Annotated in this window: 14 protein-coding genes; 11 read left to right on the top strand and 3 right to left on the bottom strand. The window is 71.4% G+C overall.

Annotated features, from left to right (window positions below; translation table 11 throughout):
- Positions 1-17 precede the first annotated feature (17 nt).
- Genes ACIQ6Y_RS08985 through ACIQ6Y_RS08970 form a run of 4 tightly spaced genes read left to right on the top strand, consistent with a single transcriptional unit; the run spans position 18 to position 3,662 of the window.
- A complete protein-coding gene (locus ACIQ6Y_RS08985) occupies positions 18-569 on the top strand; it encodes a hypothetical protein (protein ID WP_404034693.1) in 552 nt (183 codons plus the stop codon).
- On the top strand, positions 569-1,753 hold the full coding sequence (locus tag ACIQ6Y_RS08980) for a peptidoglycan-binding protein (RefSeq protein ID WP_404034691.1): 1,185 nt from the start codon (positions 569-571) through the stop codon (positions 1,751-1,753). The genes ACIQ6Y_RS08985 and ACIQ6Y_RS08980 overlap by 1 nt, the downstream gene beginning before the upstream one ends.
- Positions 1,750-2,463: an ABC transporter ATP-binding protein gene (locus tag ACIQ6Y_RS08975; protein WP_404034689.1), complete on the top strand. Its 714-nt coding sequence runs from the start codon at positions 1,750-1,752 to the stop codon at positions 2,461-2,463. Before ACIQ6Y_RS08980 ends, ACIQ6Y_RS08975 begins: the two co-directional genes overlap by 4 nt.
- Positions 2,460-3,662: an ABC transporter permease gene (locus ACIQ6Y_RS08970; RefSeq protein ID WP_404034687.1), complete on the top strand. Its 1,203-nt coding sequence runs from the start codon at positions 2,460-2,462 to the stop codon at positions 3,660-3,662. Before ACIQ6Y_RS08975 ends, ACIQ6Y_RS08970 begins: the two co-directional genes overlap by 4 nt.
- 90 nt (positions 3,663-3,752) lie before the next feature.
- On the opposite strand, the gene ACIQ6Y_RS08965 is transcribed toward ACIQ6Y_RS08970, so the two are convergent.
- On the bottom strand, positions 3,753-4,190 hold the full coding sequence (locus ACIQ6Y_RS08965; RefSeq protein WP_404034685.1) for a VOC family protein: 438 nt from the start codon (positions 4,188-4,190) through the stop codon (positions 3,753-3,755).
- A 186-nt stretch (positions 4,191-4,376) separates the two neighbouring features.
- On the opposite strand from ACIQ6Y_RS08965, the gene ACIQ6Y_RS08960 reads away from it, so the two are divergent.
- The gene (locus tag ACIQ6Y_RS08960; protein WP_404034683.1) at positions 4,377-7,394 is read left to right on the top strand and encodes a bifunctional [glutamine synthetase] adenylyltransferase/[glutamine synthetase]-adenylyl-L-tyrosine phosphorylase; all 3,018 of its coding nucleotides are present in this window, start codon (positions 4,377-4,379) and stop codon (positions 7,392-7,394) included.
- A 136-nt stretch (positions 7,395-7,530) separates the two neighbouring features.
- Here the strand turns inward: ACIQ6Y_RS08960 and ACIQ6Y_RS08955 are convergent, their stop codons facing one another.
- Both ACIQ6Y_RS08955 and ACIQ6Y_RS08950 read right to left on the bottom strand, forming a co-directional pair.
- Positions 7,531-8,358 (bottom strand): phosphatase PAP2 family protein, encoded by an 828-nt coding sequence (locus ACIQ6Y_RS08955; protein WP_404034681.1) that lies wholly within the window; start codon positions 8,356-8,358, stop codon positions 7,531-7,533.
- Between the two features lie 97 nt (positions 8,359-8,455).
- Positions 8,456-9,490 carry a LacI family DNA-binding transcriptional regulator gene (locus ACIQ6Y_RS08950; RefSeq protein WP_404034679.1) on the bottom strand — a complete coding sequence of 345 codons (1,035 nt, stop codon included), beginning with the start codon at positions 9,488-9,490 and terminating at the stop codon, positions 8,456-8,458.
- A 377-nt stretch (positions 9,491-9,867) separates the two neighbouring features.
- Here ACIQ6Y_RS08950 and ACIQ6Y_RS08945 point away from each other — a divergent pair, with 377 nt between their 5' ends.
- The 6 genes from ACIQ6Y_RS08945 to ACIQ6Y_RS08920 all read left to right on the top strand — a co-directional run bounded on the left by ACIQ6Y_RS08945 (position 9,868) and on the right by ACIQ6Y_RS08920 (position 17,498).
- Positions 9,868-11,136, top strand: a complete 1,269-nt coding sequence (locus ACIQ6Y_RS08945; protein WP_404034677.1) for an extracellular solute-binding protein — start codon at positions 9,868-9,870, stop codon at positions 11,134-11,136.
- A gap of 102 nt (positions 11,137-11,238) precedes the next feature.
- Positions 11,239-12,243 carry a carbohydrate ABC transporter permease gene (locus tag ACIQ6Y_RS08940; RefSeq protein ID WP_404034675.1) on the top strand — a complete coding sequence of 335 codons (1,005 nt, stop codon included), beginning with the start codon at positions 11,239-11,241 and terminating at the stop codon, positions 12,241-12,243.
- A 13-nt stretch (positions 12,244-12,256) separates the two neighbouring features.
- Positions 12,257-13,171 (top strand): sugar ABC transporter permease, encoded by a 915-nt coding sequence (locus ACIQ6Y_RS08935; protein ID WP_404034673.1) that lies wholly within the window; start codon positions 12,257-12,259, stop codon positions 13,169-13,171.
- A gap of 224 nt (positions 13,172-13,395) precedes the next feature.
- Entirely contained in the window at positions 13,396-15,069 is a 1,674-nt protein-coding gene (locus ACIQ6Y_RS08930; protein ID WP_404034671.1) for a glycoside hydrolase family 13 protein, read from the top strand.
- A 94-nt stretch (positions 15,070-15,163) separates the two neighbouring features.
- The gene (locus ACIQ6Y_RS08925; RefSeq protein WP_404034669.1) at positions 15,164-15,997 is read left to right on the top strand and encodes a tetratricopeptide repeat protein; all 834 of its coding nucleotides are present in this window, start codon (positions 15,164-15,166) and stop codon (positions 15,995-15,997) included.
- 121 nt (positions 15,998-16,118) lie between these two features.
- Positions 16,119-17,498, top strand: a complete 1,380-nt coding sequence (locus tag ACIQ6Y_RS08920) for an alpha-amylase family protein (protein WP_404034667.1) — start codon at positions 16,119-16,121, stop codon at positions 17,496-17,498.
- Positions 17,499-17,584 lie beyond the last annotated feature (86 nt).

Genomic DNA, 17,584 nt, shown 5'->3' with positions numbered 1-17,584 from the left:
CGGGGAGAGAACACGACATGACGGGACACAGCACCCGCCGCACGCGGCGCACCGGCCTGCTCGCCGCCGTACCCCTGCTCGTCCTCGCACTCGGCCTCACCGGGTGCGGCGGCTCCGACGACACACCCTCCGTCGCCACCGCCCAGACGTCCCCGGGCGCCGGCGGCAGCCGGGCCGACGACGAGGAACAGGCCCAGAAGTACGCCCGCTGCCTGCGCGACCAGGGCGTCGTGATGAAGGAGACCGCCGAGGGCGCCCCCGAGATCGACAAGGAGAAGACCTCCGTCGAGAAGATCATGTCGGCCACCGAGAAGTGCCGCGCCCTCCAGCCCGCCGCCTCCGCGCCGCCCCGCCTCCCGGCCGAGGACATCGAGAAGCGCGGCCGGTACGCCGCCTGCCTGCGCGAACACGGCCTGCCCGACTACCCCGACCCCGACCCGCGGACCGGCGAGACCGAACTGGACGAGGATCTCGCCCGGCGCATCAAGACCGACCCCGAGGCCCGCAAGGCCCTCGAAGCCTGCCGCAACCTCCTGCCGCGTTCCGGCGGAGGGTCGGTGAACGGCTGATGACCGCCCCCGCACCCCGCCACCGCCGTACCCGCGTCGTGCTGGGCGGCGCGGCGGTGGCGGCCACCGCGGCGGCCGTCACCGTCGCCGCCCTCGGCCTCGGCGGCGGCCGCTCCGACGCCGCCCCGCCCCCGGACGACACCCCGACCGCCACCGCCCACGTCGTACGCCGCACCCTCACCGACGCGACGACCCTCACCGGCCGCCTCGACTACGGCGCCACCACCCCGGTCGTCTCCCGGGCCACCGGCACCGTCACCTGGCTGCCGCCCGCCGGCAGCCTCGTCGGACGCGGTGACGCGCTGCTGCGCGCCGACGACCGGCCCGTCGTCCTGCTCTACGGCACCCTGCCCATGTACCGGGCCCTCGCCGAGGACGCCAAGGGCCCGGACGTCCTGCAGTTCGAGCGCAACCTGGCCGCCCTCGGCTACACCGGCTTCAGCGTCGACGAGGAGTTCACCGACAACACCGCCGCCGCGGTCAAGCGCTGGCACCGCGACCTCGGCCTGCCGAGGACCGGCACCGTCGCCCTCGACCAGGTGATCTACGCCCCCGGCCGGCTGCGGGTCGCCCAGCAGTCCGTCCGCCTCGGCGCGACCGCGAACGCCCAGGTCCTCACCTGCACCGGCACCACCAAGGTGGTCACGGCCGACCTCCAGAGCGGCGAGGCGGGCTGGGCGGTCCGCGGCACGCGGGTGCGGATAGGCCTGGGAGGCGGCAAGTCCGTGGAGGGCAGGGTCACGGCGGCCGGAGACACCGGCACCGGCGGCTCGGACGGCTCCGGCGACTCCTCCGGAGGAACATCGGACGGCCAGGGCTCCGGCGGCGGATCAGGGTCAGGATCCGGCTCCGGGTCCGGCTCGGGCTCCGGGTCGCAGAACGACACCGTCACCGTCACCATCGCGGTCGCCCGGCAGCAGGCGCTGCGCGGCACCGACCCCGGCCCCGTCGACATCCGCTACACCGCCGAACGCCGCGAGAACGTCCTCGCCGTCCCCGTCGTGGCCCTGCTCGCCCTCGCCGAGGGCGGCTACGGCCTGGAGGTCGTCGAGGACTCCGACGACACCGGCACCAGGCCCCGTACGCGCATCGTGCCCGTGCGGACCGGCCTCTTCGCCGAGGGACTGGTCGAGGTGCACGGCGCGGGCCTCGCCGAGGGCACGACCGTGGGGATGCCCGAATGAGCGACGACGGTACGGCGACAGCCACGCCCGTGGCCGAACTGCGCGGCGTGTCCAAGACCTACCCCGGCGGCGTCACCGCGCTGCGCGACGTCGACCTGGACATCCCCCGCGGCGAACTGCTCGGCATCGTGGGCCCCTCCGGCTCCGGCAAGTCCACGCTGCTGCACATCCTCGGCACCCTGGACCGGCCCACGTCGGGCACCGTACGCATCGACGGCCACGACATCTCCCGCCTCACCGACCGCAGGCTGTCGGCGCTGCGGGCCTCCCGCATCGGCTTCGTCTTCCAGCAGTTCCACCTCGCGGCGGGCGTCCCCGTGCTCGACAACGTCGCCGACGGGCTGCTCTACGCCGGTGTCCCCCTGCGCGAGCGCCGGGCCGCCGCCGAGGCCGCCCTCACCCGGGTGGGCCTCGCCCACCGCCTCGCCCACTCGCCGCACCAGCTGTCCGGCGGCGAACGGCAGCGCGTGGCCATCGCCCGCGCGGTCGCCGGCGAACCGGCCCTGCTGCTCGCCGACGAACCCACCGGCAACCTGGACTCCGCCTCCGGCGCCGGCGTGATGCGGGTGCTGCGGGACCTGCACGCGGCCGGCACGACGGTCGTCGTCATCACCCACGACCGGGAGATCGCCGCGTCGCTGCCCCGCCAGGTCCATGTACGCGACGGCTCGCTCACACCGGCCCTGAGAGCGGAAGGCGGCACCCGATGAGCACACCCTCGCCCCTGCGCCCGCACGCCCGGCTGCGCCCCGCCGACGTCGCCCGGGTCGGCGCGGCAGGCCTGCGGGCCCGCCCCCTGAGGGTCTTCCTGTCGGCCGTCGGCATCGCCATCGGGATCGCGGCCATGCTCGCGGTCGTCGGCATCTCCGCCTCCAGCCGCGCCGACCTCGACCGCACCCTGGACCGGCTCGGCACCAACCTGCTCACGGTCAGCCCCGGCACCACCCTCTACGGCACCGACGCCCGGCTGCCCGAGGAGTCGGTCCGCATGATCGACCGGATCGCCCCGGTCCGCTCGGTCTCCGAGGTCGGCCGGATCGAGGCGCACGCCTACCGCAACGACCACGTCCCCAGCGGCAGCACCGGCAGCATCGAGGTGCTGGCCACCCGCGCCGACCTGCTGCGCACCCTCGGCGGCCGGGTCACCACCGGCTCCTGGCTGAACCCCGCGACCGCCCGCCACCCGGCCGTCGTCCTCGGCGCGAAGGCCGCCCGCCGGCTGGGCGTGCACACCCCGGGCGTACGGATCTGGCTGGGCGGCGAGTGGTTCGGCGTGGCCGGCATCCTCGACCCCGTACCCCTGGCCAAGGAACTCGACACGGCCGCGCTGGTCGGCTGGCCGGCCGCACAGCGCCACCTCGGCTTCGACGGCCGGCCGACCTTCGTCTACGTACGCTCCGCCGAACCCTCCGTGGAGGCCGTACGGTCCGTCCTCGCGGCCACCGCCAACCCCGAGGCGCCCAACGAGGTGCGGGTCTCTCGCCCCTCCGACGCGCTCGCCGCCCGCCGGGCCACCGACCGGACGCTGGGCGCGCTGCTCCTGGGCCTCGGGGCCGTCGCCCTGCTGGTCGGCGGCATCGGGGTGGCCAACACCATGGTGATCTCCGTGCTGGAGCGCCGCCCCGAGATCGGCCTGCGCCGGGCGCTCGGCGCGAGCCGGGGCCAGATCCGGCTCCAGTTCCTCGCCGAGTCGCTCCTGCTGTCCGCCCTCGGCGGCCTAGGCGGCGTCCTCCTCGGCATCGGGGTGACCGCGGGCTACGCCGCCACCCAGTCCTGGCCCGCAGTGGTCCCCCCCTGGGCAACGGCAGGCGGCCTGGCCTCGACGCTCCTGATCGGCGCCGCAGCAGGCCTCTACCCCGCGATCCAGGCCTCCCGCCTCTCCCCGACGGAGGCCCTCGCGGCCCCGTGAGGAGGGAGCGTGGTCATGGGTTGTTGCACCGAGGCGGCCCCGGAAACGTTCCTTCCGGCGGCTCGGGTGCAACAAACCATGACCACACCGTCAGGCGTCCTCCGCGAGCGCCGCCAGGACCTTGTGGAGGGGTTCCGTGAGGCGGCGGCGGTACTCCTGGATCGCCCAGCCGTTGCCGTCGGGGTCCTTGAAGTACAGGAAGGTCGCGCCGTCCTGCGGGGCGAACTGCTGCGGCTCGCTGACCTCCAGGCCGCGCGCGGTCAGTTCCTCGTAGGCGGCCTTGGCGTCCGTGACGCAGAGCTGGAGGCCGTGGTACGTGCCCGGCTGCGGGGTCCCCGTCGGCACCTGGAGGCCGTCCACCAGGGCGATCGAGCAGCCCGAGCCGGGCGGCGTGAGCTGCACGATCCGTACGCCGGGCATCACCTCGCCGTCGAGGTCCACATGGAAGCCGACCTTGTCGCGGTAGAACTCCTTGGCGCGGTCCACGTCGGACACGGGCAGCAGGACGACCTCGAGGCTCATCTGCATGGCGTGACTCCCTTCGAAACGATCGAAACACCAGATCCGTCGAACCCATCGAACCCACCGAACTCGAAACCCGCCCCCCGCGCCACCCCTACCGTCCTCCCGTGCGTCTCACGAGCAGAACTCCCCAGCGCCCCCGGCCGGGACTGCGGTTACGCTCGACTGCGAACGACCTTGAGGAGGCGGGGCATGACGGCGCCGGGGCGCAGAAGCAGTACCTTCACACGGCTGCTGCGGCACGGTTTCACCGACGCCACCGCCGCCGAACGCCTCCTGGACAGCACCGAGCTGGCCGCCGTGCGCAACGACCCCGTGCTCCTGGAGGCCCTCGGCGCCACCGCCGACCCCGACCTCGCCCTGAGCGCCCTGGTCCGCCTCCTGGAGGCCCAGCCCGCCCCCACCGCGCGCCGGGAACTGCTGGACACCCTGATAGCGGCCAAGCCGCTGCGCGACCGGCTGCTCGGGGTGCTCGGCGCCTCCGCCGCGCTCGGCGACCATCTGGCCCGGCACCCGGACGACTGGCGGGCGCTGGTCATGTACGAGCCGCGGGATCTGCACCCGGGCGTCGAGGAGTTCGAGCGGGGCCTGGCCGAGGCGGGCGACCCGATCGCGCTGCGGGTCGCCTACCGGCGCTGTCTGCTGTCCATCGCCGCGCGTGACGTGTGCGGCACCACCGACATCGCCCAGACCGCCGCCGAGCTGGCCGACCTCGCCACCGCCACGCTCCGCGCCGCCCTCGCCATAGCCCGCGCGGACGCCCCCGGCGACGCCGCGCTGTGCCGGCTCGCGGTGATCGCGATGGGCAAGTGCGGCGGCCACGAGCTCAACTACGTCTCCGACGTCGACGTCATCTTCGTGGGCGAGGCCGTCGACGGCGCCGACGAGGGCAAGGCACTGCGCGCGGCCACCAAGCTCGCCTCGCACATGATGCGGATCTGCTCCGAGACGACGATCGAGGGCTCGATCTGGCCGGTCGACGCCAACCTGCGCCCCGAGGGCCGCAACGGCCCGCTCGTGCGCACCCTCAGCAGCCACCTCGCCTACTACCAGCGCTGGGCGAAGACCTGGGAGTTCCAGGCCCTGCTCAAGGCCCGCCCGGTCGCCGGGGACATCGAGCTGGGCGAGGGTTACGTCGCCGCGCTGCAGCCGCTGGTCTGGCAGGCCGCCGAGCGGGAGAACTTCGTCGCCGACGTGCAGAAGATGCGCCGCAGGGTCGTCGAGAACATCCCCGCAGCCGAGGTCGACCGCGAGCTCAAGCTCGGCCCCGGCGGCCTCAGGGACGTCGAGTTCGCCGTGCAGCTCCTCCAGCTGGTCCACGGCCGCACCGACGCGGGCCTGCGCAGCGGCACCACCCTGGACGCGCTCCAGGCCCTCGCCGCCGGCGGGTACGTCGGCCGGGAGGACGCGGGCCGGCTCGACGAGGCGTACCGCTTCCTGCGCTCCATGGAGCACCGCATCCAGCTCTACCGGCTGCGCCGCACGCACCTCGTGCCCGAGGCCGAGGCCGAGCAGCGCCGCCTGGGCCGCTCGCTGGGCCTGCGCACCGACCCGGTCGCCGAGCTCAACCGCGAGTGGCGCCGCCACACCGGTGTCGTACGACGGCTGCACGAGAAGCTGTTCTACCGCCCCCTCCTGGACGCCGTCGCCCAGCTCGCCCCCGGTGAGGCCCGGCTCAGCCCCGAGGCCGCCCGCGAGCGGCTCATCGCCCTCGGCTACGCCGACCCCGCCGCGGCCCTTCGGCACCTTGAGGCCCTCGCCTCCGGCGTCACCCGCAAGGCCGCCATCCAGCGCACCCTGCTGCCGGTGCTGCTGGGCTGGTTCGCCGACTCCGCCGACCCGGACGCGGGCCTGCTGAACTTCCGCAAGGTCTCCGATGCGCTCGGCAAGACGCCCTGGTATCTGCGGCTGCTGCGCGACGAGGGCGCCGCCGCGCAGAACCTCGCCCGGGTGCTGTCGGCCGGCCGGCTCGCCCCCGACCTGCTGATGCGCGCCCCCGAGGCGGTCGCCCTGCTCGGCGATGGCGACGGCGGCGGGGCCGGGCCCGGGGGAGGGCTCGCGCCGCGCACCCGCGCCCACCTTGAGCAGGAGATCCTCGCCGCCGTCGGCCGCGCCGAGAACGCCGCACAGGCCGTCACCGCCGCCCGTGGCGTCCGCCGCCGCGAGCTGTTCCGTACGGCCGCCGCGGACATCGTCGGCTCCTACGGCACCGAGACCCGGCCCGCCGAGGCCGACGAGGGCGCCCTGGTGGACCGGGTGGGCGGCGCCGTCTCCGACCTGACGGCGGCGACCCTGGCGGGCACCCTGCGCGCGGTCGTCCGCGAGGGCTGGGGCGACACGCTGCCCACCCGGTTCGCGATCATCGGCATGGGCCGCTTCGGCGGTCACGAGCTCGGCTACGGCTCCGACGCGGACGTCGTCTTCGTCCACGAGCCCCGCGACGGGGTCAGCGAGCAGGAGGCCGCCGAGGCGGCGAACAAGGTCGTCTCCGAGATGCGCCGCCTGCTGCAGATCCCCAGCGCCGACCCGCCCCTGCTGATCGACGCCGACCTCAGGCCGGAGGGCAAGTCGGGCCCCCTCGTCCGTACGCTCAAGTCGTACGAGGCGTACTACCGCCGGTGGTCCCTGGTGTGGGAGTCGCAGGCGCTGCTGCGCGCCGAGCCGTTCGCGGGGGACGAGGACCTGGGCCGCCGCTTCGTCGAGCTGATCGACCCGCTGAGGTACCCCTCGGGGGGCCTGCCGGAGGAGTCCGTCCGGGAGATCAGGCGCCTGAAGGCCCGCATGGAGACGGAACGGCTGCCCCGCGGCGTCGACCCCAAGCTGCACGCCAAGCTGGGGCCCGGCGGGCTGTCCGACGTGGAGTGGACCGTGCAGCTGCTCCAGCTGCGGCACGGGGCGCAGGTGCCCGGACTGCGGACGACCCGGACACGCGAGGCGCTCGCCGCCGCGCTCGCCGCGGGTCTCCTCTCGGAGGAGGACACCCAGACCCTCGACGACGCCTGGGTGCTGGCCACGCGCGTGCGCAACGCCGTGATGCTGGTGCGGGGCCGGGCCGGGGACACCTTCCCGTCCGACCCGCGCGAGCTGGCCGCGGTGGGGCGGTACCTGGGGTACGGGCCCGGGCATGTGGGGGACATGCTGGACGGCTACCGGCGTACCACCCGGCTGGCGCGTGCGGTGGTGGACGAGCTGTTCTACGCCGACCGTTAGTGGGGCTTCGGCCTTCGTCGGCGGCCGCGGGTTGTGTGTGGTCGCTCGCGCAGTTCCTCGCGCCCCTCAGGTGCGTCCTCAGGGGCGCGGGGAACTGCGCGACCAGCCACGAACAGCCCGCAGCGAACGGACGGAATCAGCCACCCACGGCCCGCGGCAGCCGATACGGCAGGCCCCCGTACCAGAGGCGGGCCACCGTGAAGCCGAACGTCAGGCAGAGCACCCCGCCCACCGCGTCCAGCCAGAAGTGGTTGGCGGTGGCCACGATGACCACCAGTGTGAGGGTCGGATACACAAGACCCAGCACCTTCACCCACGGCACCGAGGCCAGCGCGAAGATCGTCAGGCCGCACCACAGCGACCACCCGATGTGCATGGACGGCATCGCGGCGTACTGGTTCGACATGTTCTTCAGGTCGCCGGAGGCCATCGAGCCCCAGGTCTGGTGCACGACCACGGTGTCGATGAAGTCCGCGCCGTTCATCAACCGGGGCGGCGCGAGCGGATACAGGTAGTAACCGACCAGGGCCACGCCGGTGGTGGCGAACAGGACCAGGCGGGTCGCCGCATAGCGTCCGGGGTGACTGCGGTAGAGCCACACGAGGACACCGAGCGTGACGACGAAGTGCAGGGTGGCGTAGTAGTAGTTCATGCCGACGATGAGCCAAGTCACCGAGTTCACGGCGTGGTTCACGGACTGCTCGACGGCGATGCCGATGCTGTGCTCGGCCTGCCAGATCCAGTCGGCGTTGCGCAGCGCCTGGGCCTTCTGCTCCGGGACGGCGTTGCGGATGAGCGAGTACGTCCAGTAACTCACCGCGATCAGAAGGATCTCGAACCACAGCCGGGGCCGTCGCGGGGCGCGTACCCGGTGCAGCAGACTCTGCCCCGAATTGTCCGTGACAGTCTGCGGAACGACCGCCTCTTCGCGGCCTTCCAGTGTCGTCACGGTCGTCTCACCCATGGGTACAGAGTCTGCCAGACATTCCCCATCCCCCCGATCATCCCCCGGTCGGCTCGGGGCCGCACCCCCGGGGCCGGGGAGGCGCCCGGGCCGGGCCCTACGGGCGATGGTGGTTGCCGGGGGCCGACGCGGTCGAGCCACGCACCACCAGCTCCGGCATGAACACGAACTCGCTGTGCGGGGCGGGCGTCCCGCCGATCTCCTCGAGCAGCGTGCGCACCGCGGCCTGGCCCATCGCCGGAACCGGCTTGCGTACGGTCGTCAGGGGCGGGTCGGTGAAGGCGATCAGCGGGGAGTCGTCGAAGCCGACCACGGAGATGTCCCGGGGGACCTCCAGGCCGAGCTGCCGGGCCGCCCTTATCGCGCCGAGGGCCATCATGTCGCTGGCGCACACCACGGCCGTGCAGTCCCGCCCGATGAGGGCCGTGGCGGCCGCCTGACCGCCCTCCAGGGTGTACAGCGAGTGCTGCACCAGGTCGGACTCCACGTCCTCCGCGTTCAGGCCCAGCTGCTCCTGCATGGCGCGGACGAAGCCCTCTATCTTCCGCTGGACCGGCACGAACCGCTTCGGCCCGAGCGCGAGCCCTATCCGGGTGTGACCGAGCGAGGCGAGATGCGTGACCGCGAGGCTCATCGCCGCCCGGTCGTCGGGGGAGATGAACGGCGCCTGCACCTTGGGGGAGAAGCCGTCCACCAGCACGAAGGGCACGCCCTGCGCCCGCAGCTGCTCGTAGCGCTGCATGTCGGCGGTGGTGTCGGCGTGCAGTCCCGAGACGTAGATGATGCCGGCCACCCCGCGGTCGACCAGCATCTCGGTCAGCTCGTCCTCGGTCGAGCCGCCGGGGGTCTGGGTGGCGAGCACCGGGGTGTAGCCCTGGCGGGTCAGCGCCTGGCCGATGACCTGCGCCAGGGCCGGGAATATCGGGTTCTCCAGCTCGGGCGTGATCAGGCCCACGAGGCCGGCGCTGCGCTGGCGCAGCCGCACGGGACGCTCGTAGCCGAGGACGTCGAGCGCGGCCAGCACGGCCTGGCGGGTGGTGGCGGCGACGCCTGGCTTCCCGTTGAGGACGCGGCTGACGGTCGCTTCGCTCACCCCCGCCTGCGCAGCGATGTCCGCAAGCCGTGTGGTCACGGCAGTGGACTGTACCGGTCGTATGTCGCCTTGCACACCAACCGGACGCCGGGTGCGGGCGGTTGACCGGCGCGCTGGTTGCTGCGGCATGGCGTCCCCTCGTGAAAAGTGCGGCAAGAGCTTGCAGAGTCTTGCACAAGTGTTCCTCTCCGCGCTGATCACTGGCAATACCCGGTCTCCCGGCGGCCCTCAGGAGGTCACGCAGACGTAACGTCTGAGATCCCTTGCACTTTTTTTCTGCAAGGTCTTTCGCGGCGCTTACATGGCTGTTACGTTCACGTCGCCCGGCGGCGGCAACGGCGCAGTCGGCAGTTGGCAGGGACGGATGACGGGACCGCCCCCTGCACCACACGGGCTTTACCCCTCAAGGAGAACTCATGCGGCGTGGCATAGCGGCCAGCGCGCTGGTGGCGTCCCTCGCTCTCACGGCGACGGCCTGCGGCGGCAGTGACAGCGGTGACTCGGCGGACGGTCCGGTCACCCTCACCTGGTGGGACACCTCCAACGCGACCAACGAGGCGCCGACGTACAAGGCCCTGGTCAAGGAGTTCGAGGCCGCCAACAAGGACATCAAGGTCAAGTACGTCAACGTCCCCTTCGACCAGGCGCAGAACAAGTTCGACACCGCCGCCGGTTCCAAGGGCGCCCCGGACATCCTGCGCTCCGAGGTCGGCTGGACCCCCGCCTTCGCCAAGAAGGGCTACTTCCTGCCGCTGGACGGCACGGAGGCCCTCGCGGACCAGGCCAAGTTCAAGTCCAACCTGATCGAGCAGGCCAAGTACGAGGGCAAGACCTACGGCGTTCCGTTCACCACGGACACCCTCGCCCTGGTCTACAACAAGGAGCTCTTCCAGAAGGCCGGCGTCGACGCGCCCACCACCTGGGACGAGCTGAAGAGCGCCGCCGCCACGATCAAGGCGAAGACCGGCGTCGACGGCTACTGGGGCTCCACCCAGGCCTACTACGCCCAGTCCTTCCTCTACGGCGAGGGCACCGACACCGTCGACGTCGCCGCCAAGAAGATCACGATCGACACGCCCGAGGCCAAGAAGGCCTACGGCACCTGGCTGGAGCTCTTCGACGGCAAGGGCCTGCACAAGGCCGACACCACCGCCGACGCCTACGCCCACATCCAGGACGCGTTCGTCAACGGCAAGGTCGCCGCGATCATCCAGGGCCCGTGGGAGATCACCAACTTCTACAAGGGCGCCGCGTTCAAGGACAAGAACAACCTCGGCATCGCCACCGTCCCGGCCGGCTCCTCCGGCAAGGCGGGCGCCCCGACCGGCGGCCACAACCTCTCCGTGTACGCCGGCTCCGACGAGGCCCACCAGCAGGCCGCGCTGAAGTTCGTGAACTTCATGACCTCCGCGCACGCCCAGGAGACCATCGCGCTGAAGAACGCCACGCTGCCCACGCGTGACGACGCCTACACCGCGAAGGTCAAGGCCGACCCGGGCATCGCCGGCTACCAGGGCGTCCTCGCCGCCGCCCAGCCGCGCCCCGCGCTGCCCGAGTACAGCTCCTTCTTCGGCCAGCTGGACACCGAGCTGCTCGCCGTCGCCGGCGGCAAGAAGTCCCTGGACGAGGGTCTGAGCAGCGCCGAGACCAACATCGCCAAGCTGGTGCCGGACTACAGCAAGTGACCGCCCGTGGCCGCCGGAACGCCCTGATCATGGGGGGAGCGTTCCGGCGGCCACCGGCCAGTGCGCCGTACTCCCCCTGAACTTTCCAGAAGGTGTCGAACCATGACAGTCGCCATCGACCGAGCGACCGGCAAGAGCCGTGGTGACCACGGGCAACGCCCCGGGCTCGGGCAGCGCCTGAAGCAGGCCTACCAGAAGCACTGGTACGCCTACGCCATGATCGCCCCGGTGGCGATCGTGCTCGGCGTCCTCGTGCTCTACCCGTTGGCCTACGGCTTGTACCTCACGCTCACCGACGCCAACAGCCTCAACACGGCGCGCACCATCGGCGTCAACGAGATCGAGGCGACGTACAAGTTCATCGGCTTCGACAACTACGCCGACATCCTGTGGGGCGAGACCTCCTACGAGCGGTTCTGGTCGCACTTCATCTGGACGATCGTGTGGACGGCCGCCTGTGTCGCCCTGCACTACGGCATCGGCCTGGGCCTCGCGCTGCTGCTCAACCAGAAGCTGCGCGGCCGCACCTTCTACCGGCTGATCCTGATCCTGCCGTGGGCGGTGCCGACCTTCGTCACCGTCTTCGGCTGGCGGTTCATGCTCGCCGACGGCGGCATCATCAACTCCTTCCTGGAGTTCCTGCACCTGCCCACGCCGGCCTGGCTGGAGGACACCTTCTGGCAGCGGTTCGCCGCGATCATGGTCAACACCTGGTGCGGTGTGCCGTTCATGATGGTCTCCCTGCTCGGCGGACTGCAGTCCATCGACGCCTCCCTGTACGAGGCCGCGGAGATGGACGGCGCCAATGCCTGGCAGCGCTTCCGCTTCGTGACCCTGCCGGGCCTGCGCTCGGTCTCCTCCACCGTCGTCCTGCTCGGCGTGATCTGGACCTTCAACCAGTTCGCCGTGATCTTCCTGCTGTTCGGCGACACCGCCCCGGACGCCCAGATCCTTGTCACCTGGGCCTACTACCTGGGCTTCGGACAGCAGCCGCGCGACTTCGCGCAGTCCGCGGCCTACGGCATCCTGCTGCTGGCCATCCTGATCGTCTTCACCTCCTTCTACCGCCGCTGGCTGAACCGCAATGACCAGCAGCTCGCGATCTGAGGCAGGAGCTCCCATGAGTACGACCACCGCCCCGACCTCCGCCGAGCACAAGCAGGCCGGCACCCCGGGCACCGACCCCAAGGGCGCCTCCCGCCGCCGCGGCGAGAACAGCCTCCTCGGCAGCCTCGCCTCCCACGGCATCCTCATCGCGGGCAGCCTGATCGCGCTGTTCCCGATCGCCTGGCTGGTGTACCTGTCCCTCGGCCCGGACAAGGACGACTACCTCCACCCCGGCAGGATCTGGGGGAAGATGACGTTCGAGAACTACTCGTACGTCCTGACCGAGACCAACTTCTTCGACTGGCTGAAGAGTTCGCTCGCCGTCTCCCTCGGCACCACCGTCATCGGCGTGATCATCGCCGCGACCACCGGCTACGCCGTCTCGCGCATGCGCTTCCCCGGCTACAAGAAGTTCATGTGGGTCCTGCTGGTCACCCAGATGTTCCCGATCGCCGTGCTGATCGTGCCGATGTACCAGCTGCTGTCCGAACTCCAGCTGATCGACACCTACTTCGGTCTGATCCTGGTCTACTGCTCGACCGCGGTGCCGTACTGCGCCTGGCTGCTCAAGGGCTACTTCGACACCATCCCGTTCGAGATCGACGAGGCCGGCCGGGTCGACGGGCTCACCCCCTTCGGCACCTTCTTCCGGCTGATCCTGCCGCTGGCCAAGCCGGGTCTCGCGGTCGCCGCCTTCTACAGCTTCATCACCGCCTTCGGCGAGGTCGCCTTCGCCTCGACGTTCATGCTGAGCGACACGAAGTACACCTTCGCGGTCGGTCTGCAGAGCTTCATCAGCGAGCACGACGCCCAGCGCAACCTCATGGCCGCCACGGCGGTGCTGGTCGCGATACCTGTCTCCGCGTTCTTCTACCTCGTGCAGAAGAACCTCGTGACCGGCCTCACGGCGGGTGGCACGAAGGGCTAGCCGCCCTGGGAGGGACTTCGCATCGTCTTCGTCCGCGGCTTTCGTCGTGGTTGCTCGCGCAGTCCCCCGCGCCCCTTGGGGGCGCGGTCCCTCAGGTGCGTTATGGCCCCCTGGTACCCGAGGCGGCTGCGGTGGCCATCCGACCCCGCTGCCACCGTGGCCGCCTCGTCATCCGCCCCCATGAACGCCCCATGACCTCGAACCAGTTACACATCAAGGACGCCATGAGTCAGCACTCCTCCGCGCCGCACTCCGCCGTAGCCACCATCGCCAAGCGCCGTGACTGGTGGCGGGACGCGGTGATCTACCAGGTGTACCCGCGCAGCTTCGCCGACAGCAACGGCGACGGCATGGGCGACCTGGAAGGCGTACGCTCCCGCCTGCCGTACCTGCGCGACCTCGGCGTGGACGCGGTGTGGCTCAGCCCCTTCTACTCCTCCCCGCAGGCCGACGCCGGCTACGACGTCGCCGACTACCGTGCCGTCGACCCGATGTTCGGCAACCTGCTGGACGCCGACGCGCTGATCCGCGACGCCCACACGCTGGGCCTGCGCATCATCGTCGACCTGGTGCCCAACCACTCCTCCGACCACCACGAGTGGTTCAAGCGCGCGATCGCGGAGGGCCCCGGCTCGCCGCTGCGCGAGCGCTACCACTTCCGCCCCGGCAAGGGCGAGAACGGCGAACTGCCGCCCAACGACTGGGAGTCCATCTTCGGCGGCCCCGCCTGGACCCGGGTCACCGAGCCGGACGGCACCCTCGGCGAGTGGTACCTGCACCTGTTCGCCCCGGAGCAGCCCGACTTCAACTGGGAGCACCCGGCGGTCGGCGACGAGTTCCGCTCGATCCTGCGCTTCTGGCTGGACATGGGCGTGGACGGCTTCCGGATCGACGTCGCCCACGGCATGGTCAAGGCGGAGGGCCTGCCCGACCTCGGCACCCACAACCAGCTCCACCTGCTGGGTAACGACGTCATGCCGTTCTTCGACCAGGACGGCGTCCACGAGATCTACCGGCAGTGGCGGCTGATCCTGGACGAGTACTCCGGCGAGCGCATCTTCGTCGCCGAGGCGTGGACCCCGACCGTGGAGCGCACCGCCAACTACGTCCGCCCCGACGAGCTGCACCAGGCGTTCAACTTCCAGTACCTGGGCACCTACTGGGACGCGCAGGAGCTGCGCACGGTCGTCGACCGCACCCTGGAGGCGATGCGCCCGGTCGGCGCCCCGGCCACCTGGGTGCTGTCAAACCACGACGTCACCCGGCACGCCACCCGCTTCGCCAACCCGCCCGGCCTCGGCACCCAGATCCGCACGGCCGGCGACCGCGAGCTCGGCCTGCGCCGGGCCCGCGCGGCGACGCTGCTGATGCTGGCCCTGCCCGGCTCGGCGTACGTCTACCAGGGCGAGGAGCTGGGCCTGCCGGACGTCGTCGACCTTCCCGACGAGGTGCGCCAGGACCCGGCGTACCACCGCGGCGAGGGCCAGGACGGCTTCCGCGACGGCTGCCGGGTGCCGATCCCGTGGACGCGCGAGGGCTCGTCGTACGGCTTCGGCACGGGCGGCAGCTGGCTGCCGCAGCCCGCGACCTGGGGGGAGCTGAGCGTCGAGGCCCAGACCGGCACGGCCGGCTCCACCCTGGAGCTCTACCGCGCCGCCCTGGCCACCCGCCGCGACCACCCCGACCTGGGCGCCGGTGACTCGGTCGAGTGGCTGCGCGCCCCCGAGGGCGTCCTCGCCTTCCGCCGCGGCGATTTCGTCTGCGTCGCCAACACCACGGACGAGTCGGTCACGACCCCGGCGTACGGCCGCGTGCTGCTCACCAGCGGTGAGGTGGCCGAGGTCGACGGCGAGACCAAGGTCCCCGCGGACACCACGGTGTGGTTCACCACGGCCTGACCCACCCGGACTCCGTCACCCAGGGCCCGTCACCGACTCCGGTGGCGGGCCCTGCGGTTACCCGCCCGGGCATGCCCACGTAACCTCACGGCCTGTGAAGCTCTCCGCACCGCGTTCGTTCCGCTCCCGGCGCCTCGACGCCCAACTGAAGCGCGCGCTCCAGCTTGCGAAGGAGGACCGGTTCGAGGAGGCCGAGGCCGAGGCCAGGGCATGCGAGGCCGGGGCCCGGCGGCTGTGGCTGCACCGGCGCCGCCGCGCGGTGACCTGGTACGCGAAGACGACGGCCACGGCGGTGGCATGCGCCCACGGACGCGGTGACGACATGCTGCCGGAGATGGAAGCCCTCATCGCGGAACTCGACGGCACCACAGGGTCGGTCCGCACCCTCCAGCTGCTGGTGCGGAACAACCGCGCGGCCGTCCTCGGCTGGCAGGGCCGCCACGCCGAAGCCGAGGCCGAGTCACAGGCCCTGCTGCGCGAGCTGTCCCGCCTGAAGCACCTGACGAAGGTGTGGACGCTGGAGCTGAGCGTGCTGGACGGCCTGGCGGAGGCCCTGTGCGGGCTGGGCCGCCACGAGGAGGCCGAGCGGATCGCCCGGGGGAACCTGCCCCGCGCCGAAGGCCGTGACGGTGCCGAGACCGCGCTGCACTGCACCCTCGTGCGCAGCCTGAACGGACAGGGCCGGTACACCGAAGCCCTGGCCGAGGCGCGCCGGTTCACCCCGAAGCAGGAGCGGGGGCACACCGGGAAGCTGGACCTGGTGACGGCCGCCGCCCTGCAGGGCCTGGGCCGCCACGCCGAGGCGGAAGCCACGGCCCGCCGCGCCCTGGCCGACTGCGAGACGCGTCTGCACCCCTCCCATCCCCGCATCCGGGAGGCCCGCACCCTGCTGGCCCGCATCACCGACGGCCCCGGCACGGCTGTGTAACGTCTTGCAGCAACTTCTGTCGGCCCGCTGCCTTTTTGGCCAGCGGGCCTCTAACATCTGGCCACCGCAAGGTTTCTGAAAGATTTCAGCAAACCCCTTCAACGGTGAAGGACTCCCCAACATGGCCAGAACTCTCCCGGGCGCGCTCGCCCTCGCCGCCGCGGCCGCCGTGCTCATACCCGGCACCGCCGGCACCGCCCAGGCCTCCCCGCCCGGCACCAAGGACGTCACCGCCGTGATGTTCGAGTGGAAGTACTCCTCGGTCGCCGCCGAGTGCACCAACCGGCTCGGCCCGGCCGGCTACGGCTACGTGCAGGTCTCCCCGCCTGCCGAGCACATCCAGGGCTCCCAGTGGTGGACGTCGTACCAGCCGGTCAGCTACAAGATCGCCGGCCGGCTCGGTGACGCCACCGCCTTCAAGAACATGATCAACACGTGTCACTCGGCCGGGGTGAAGGTCGTCGTCGACACCGTCATCAACCACATGGCGGCCGGAAACGGCACCGGCACCGGCGGCTCGTCGTACACGAAGTACAACTACCCGGGCCTGTACTCCTCCTACGACTTCGACAACTGCACCGCGCAGATCACCAACTACCAGGACCGCTGGCACGTCCAGAACTGCGAGCTCGTCGGCCTGGCCGACCTCGACACCGGCGAGGACTACGTCCGCTCCGCCATCGCCGGCTACATGAACACCCTGCTCTCCTACGGGGTCGACGGCTTCCGCATCGACGCCGCCAAGCACATCGCGGCCGCCGACCTCGCGAACATCAAGTCGCGGCTGAGCAACCCGTCGGTGTACTGGAAGCAGGAGGCCATCTACGGCGCCGGAGAGGCCGTCCAGCCGACCGAGTACACCGGCAACGGCGACGTCCAGGAGTTCCGCTACGCCTACGACCTCAAGCGGGTCTTCAACAACGAGAACCTCGCCTACCTGAAGAACTACGGCGAGGGCTGGGGCTACATGAGCAGCTCCGTCGCCGGTGTCTTCGTCGACAACCACGACACCGAGCGCAACGGCTCCACGCTGAACTACAAGGACGGCGCCACCTACACCCTGGCCAACGTCTTCATGCTCGCCTGGCCCTACGGCGCCCCGGACATCAACTCCGGCTACGAGTTCTCCGACATCGACGCCGGGCCGCCCAACGCCGGACAGGTGGGCGCCTGCTGGCAGGACGGCTGGAAGTGCCAGCACGCCTGGCCCGAGATCCAGCGCATGGTGGCCTTCCGCAACGCCACCCGCGGCGAGTCGGTGACCAACTGGTGGGACAACGGGGGCGACGCCATCGCCTTCGGACGCGGCAGCAAGGGCTACGTGGCCATCAACCACGAGTCCTCCTCCCTGACCCGCACCTACCAGACCTCCCTGTCCGCGGGCACGTACTGCAACGTGCAGAACAACACGCCCGTGACGGTCAACGCCGGCGGCCAGTTCACCGCCACCCTCGGCGCGAACACGGCACTCGCCCTCTACGCGGGCAAGTCCTCCTGCTGAGACGTCGACGCGCAAGGGTCGTGAAATTCCTTTCCGTTACTTTCACGACCCTTGCTGCAAGCCTTTCGCGGCGATAGCGTCGCGCC

This window comes from Streptomyces sp. NPDC096205 (assembly GCF_044763135.1).
Classification (GTDB): Bacteria; Actinomycetota; Actinomycetes; order Streptomycetales; family Streptomycetaceae; genus Streptomyces.
The sequence above is the reverse complement of the archived record's forward strand: the minus strand, read 5'-3'. Positions and strand labels throughout refer to the sequence as shown.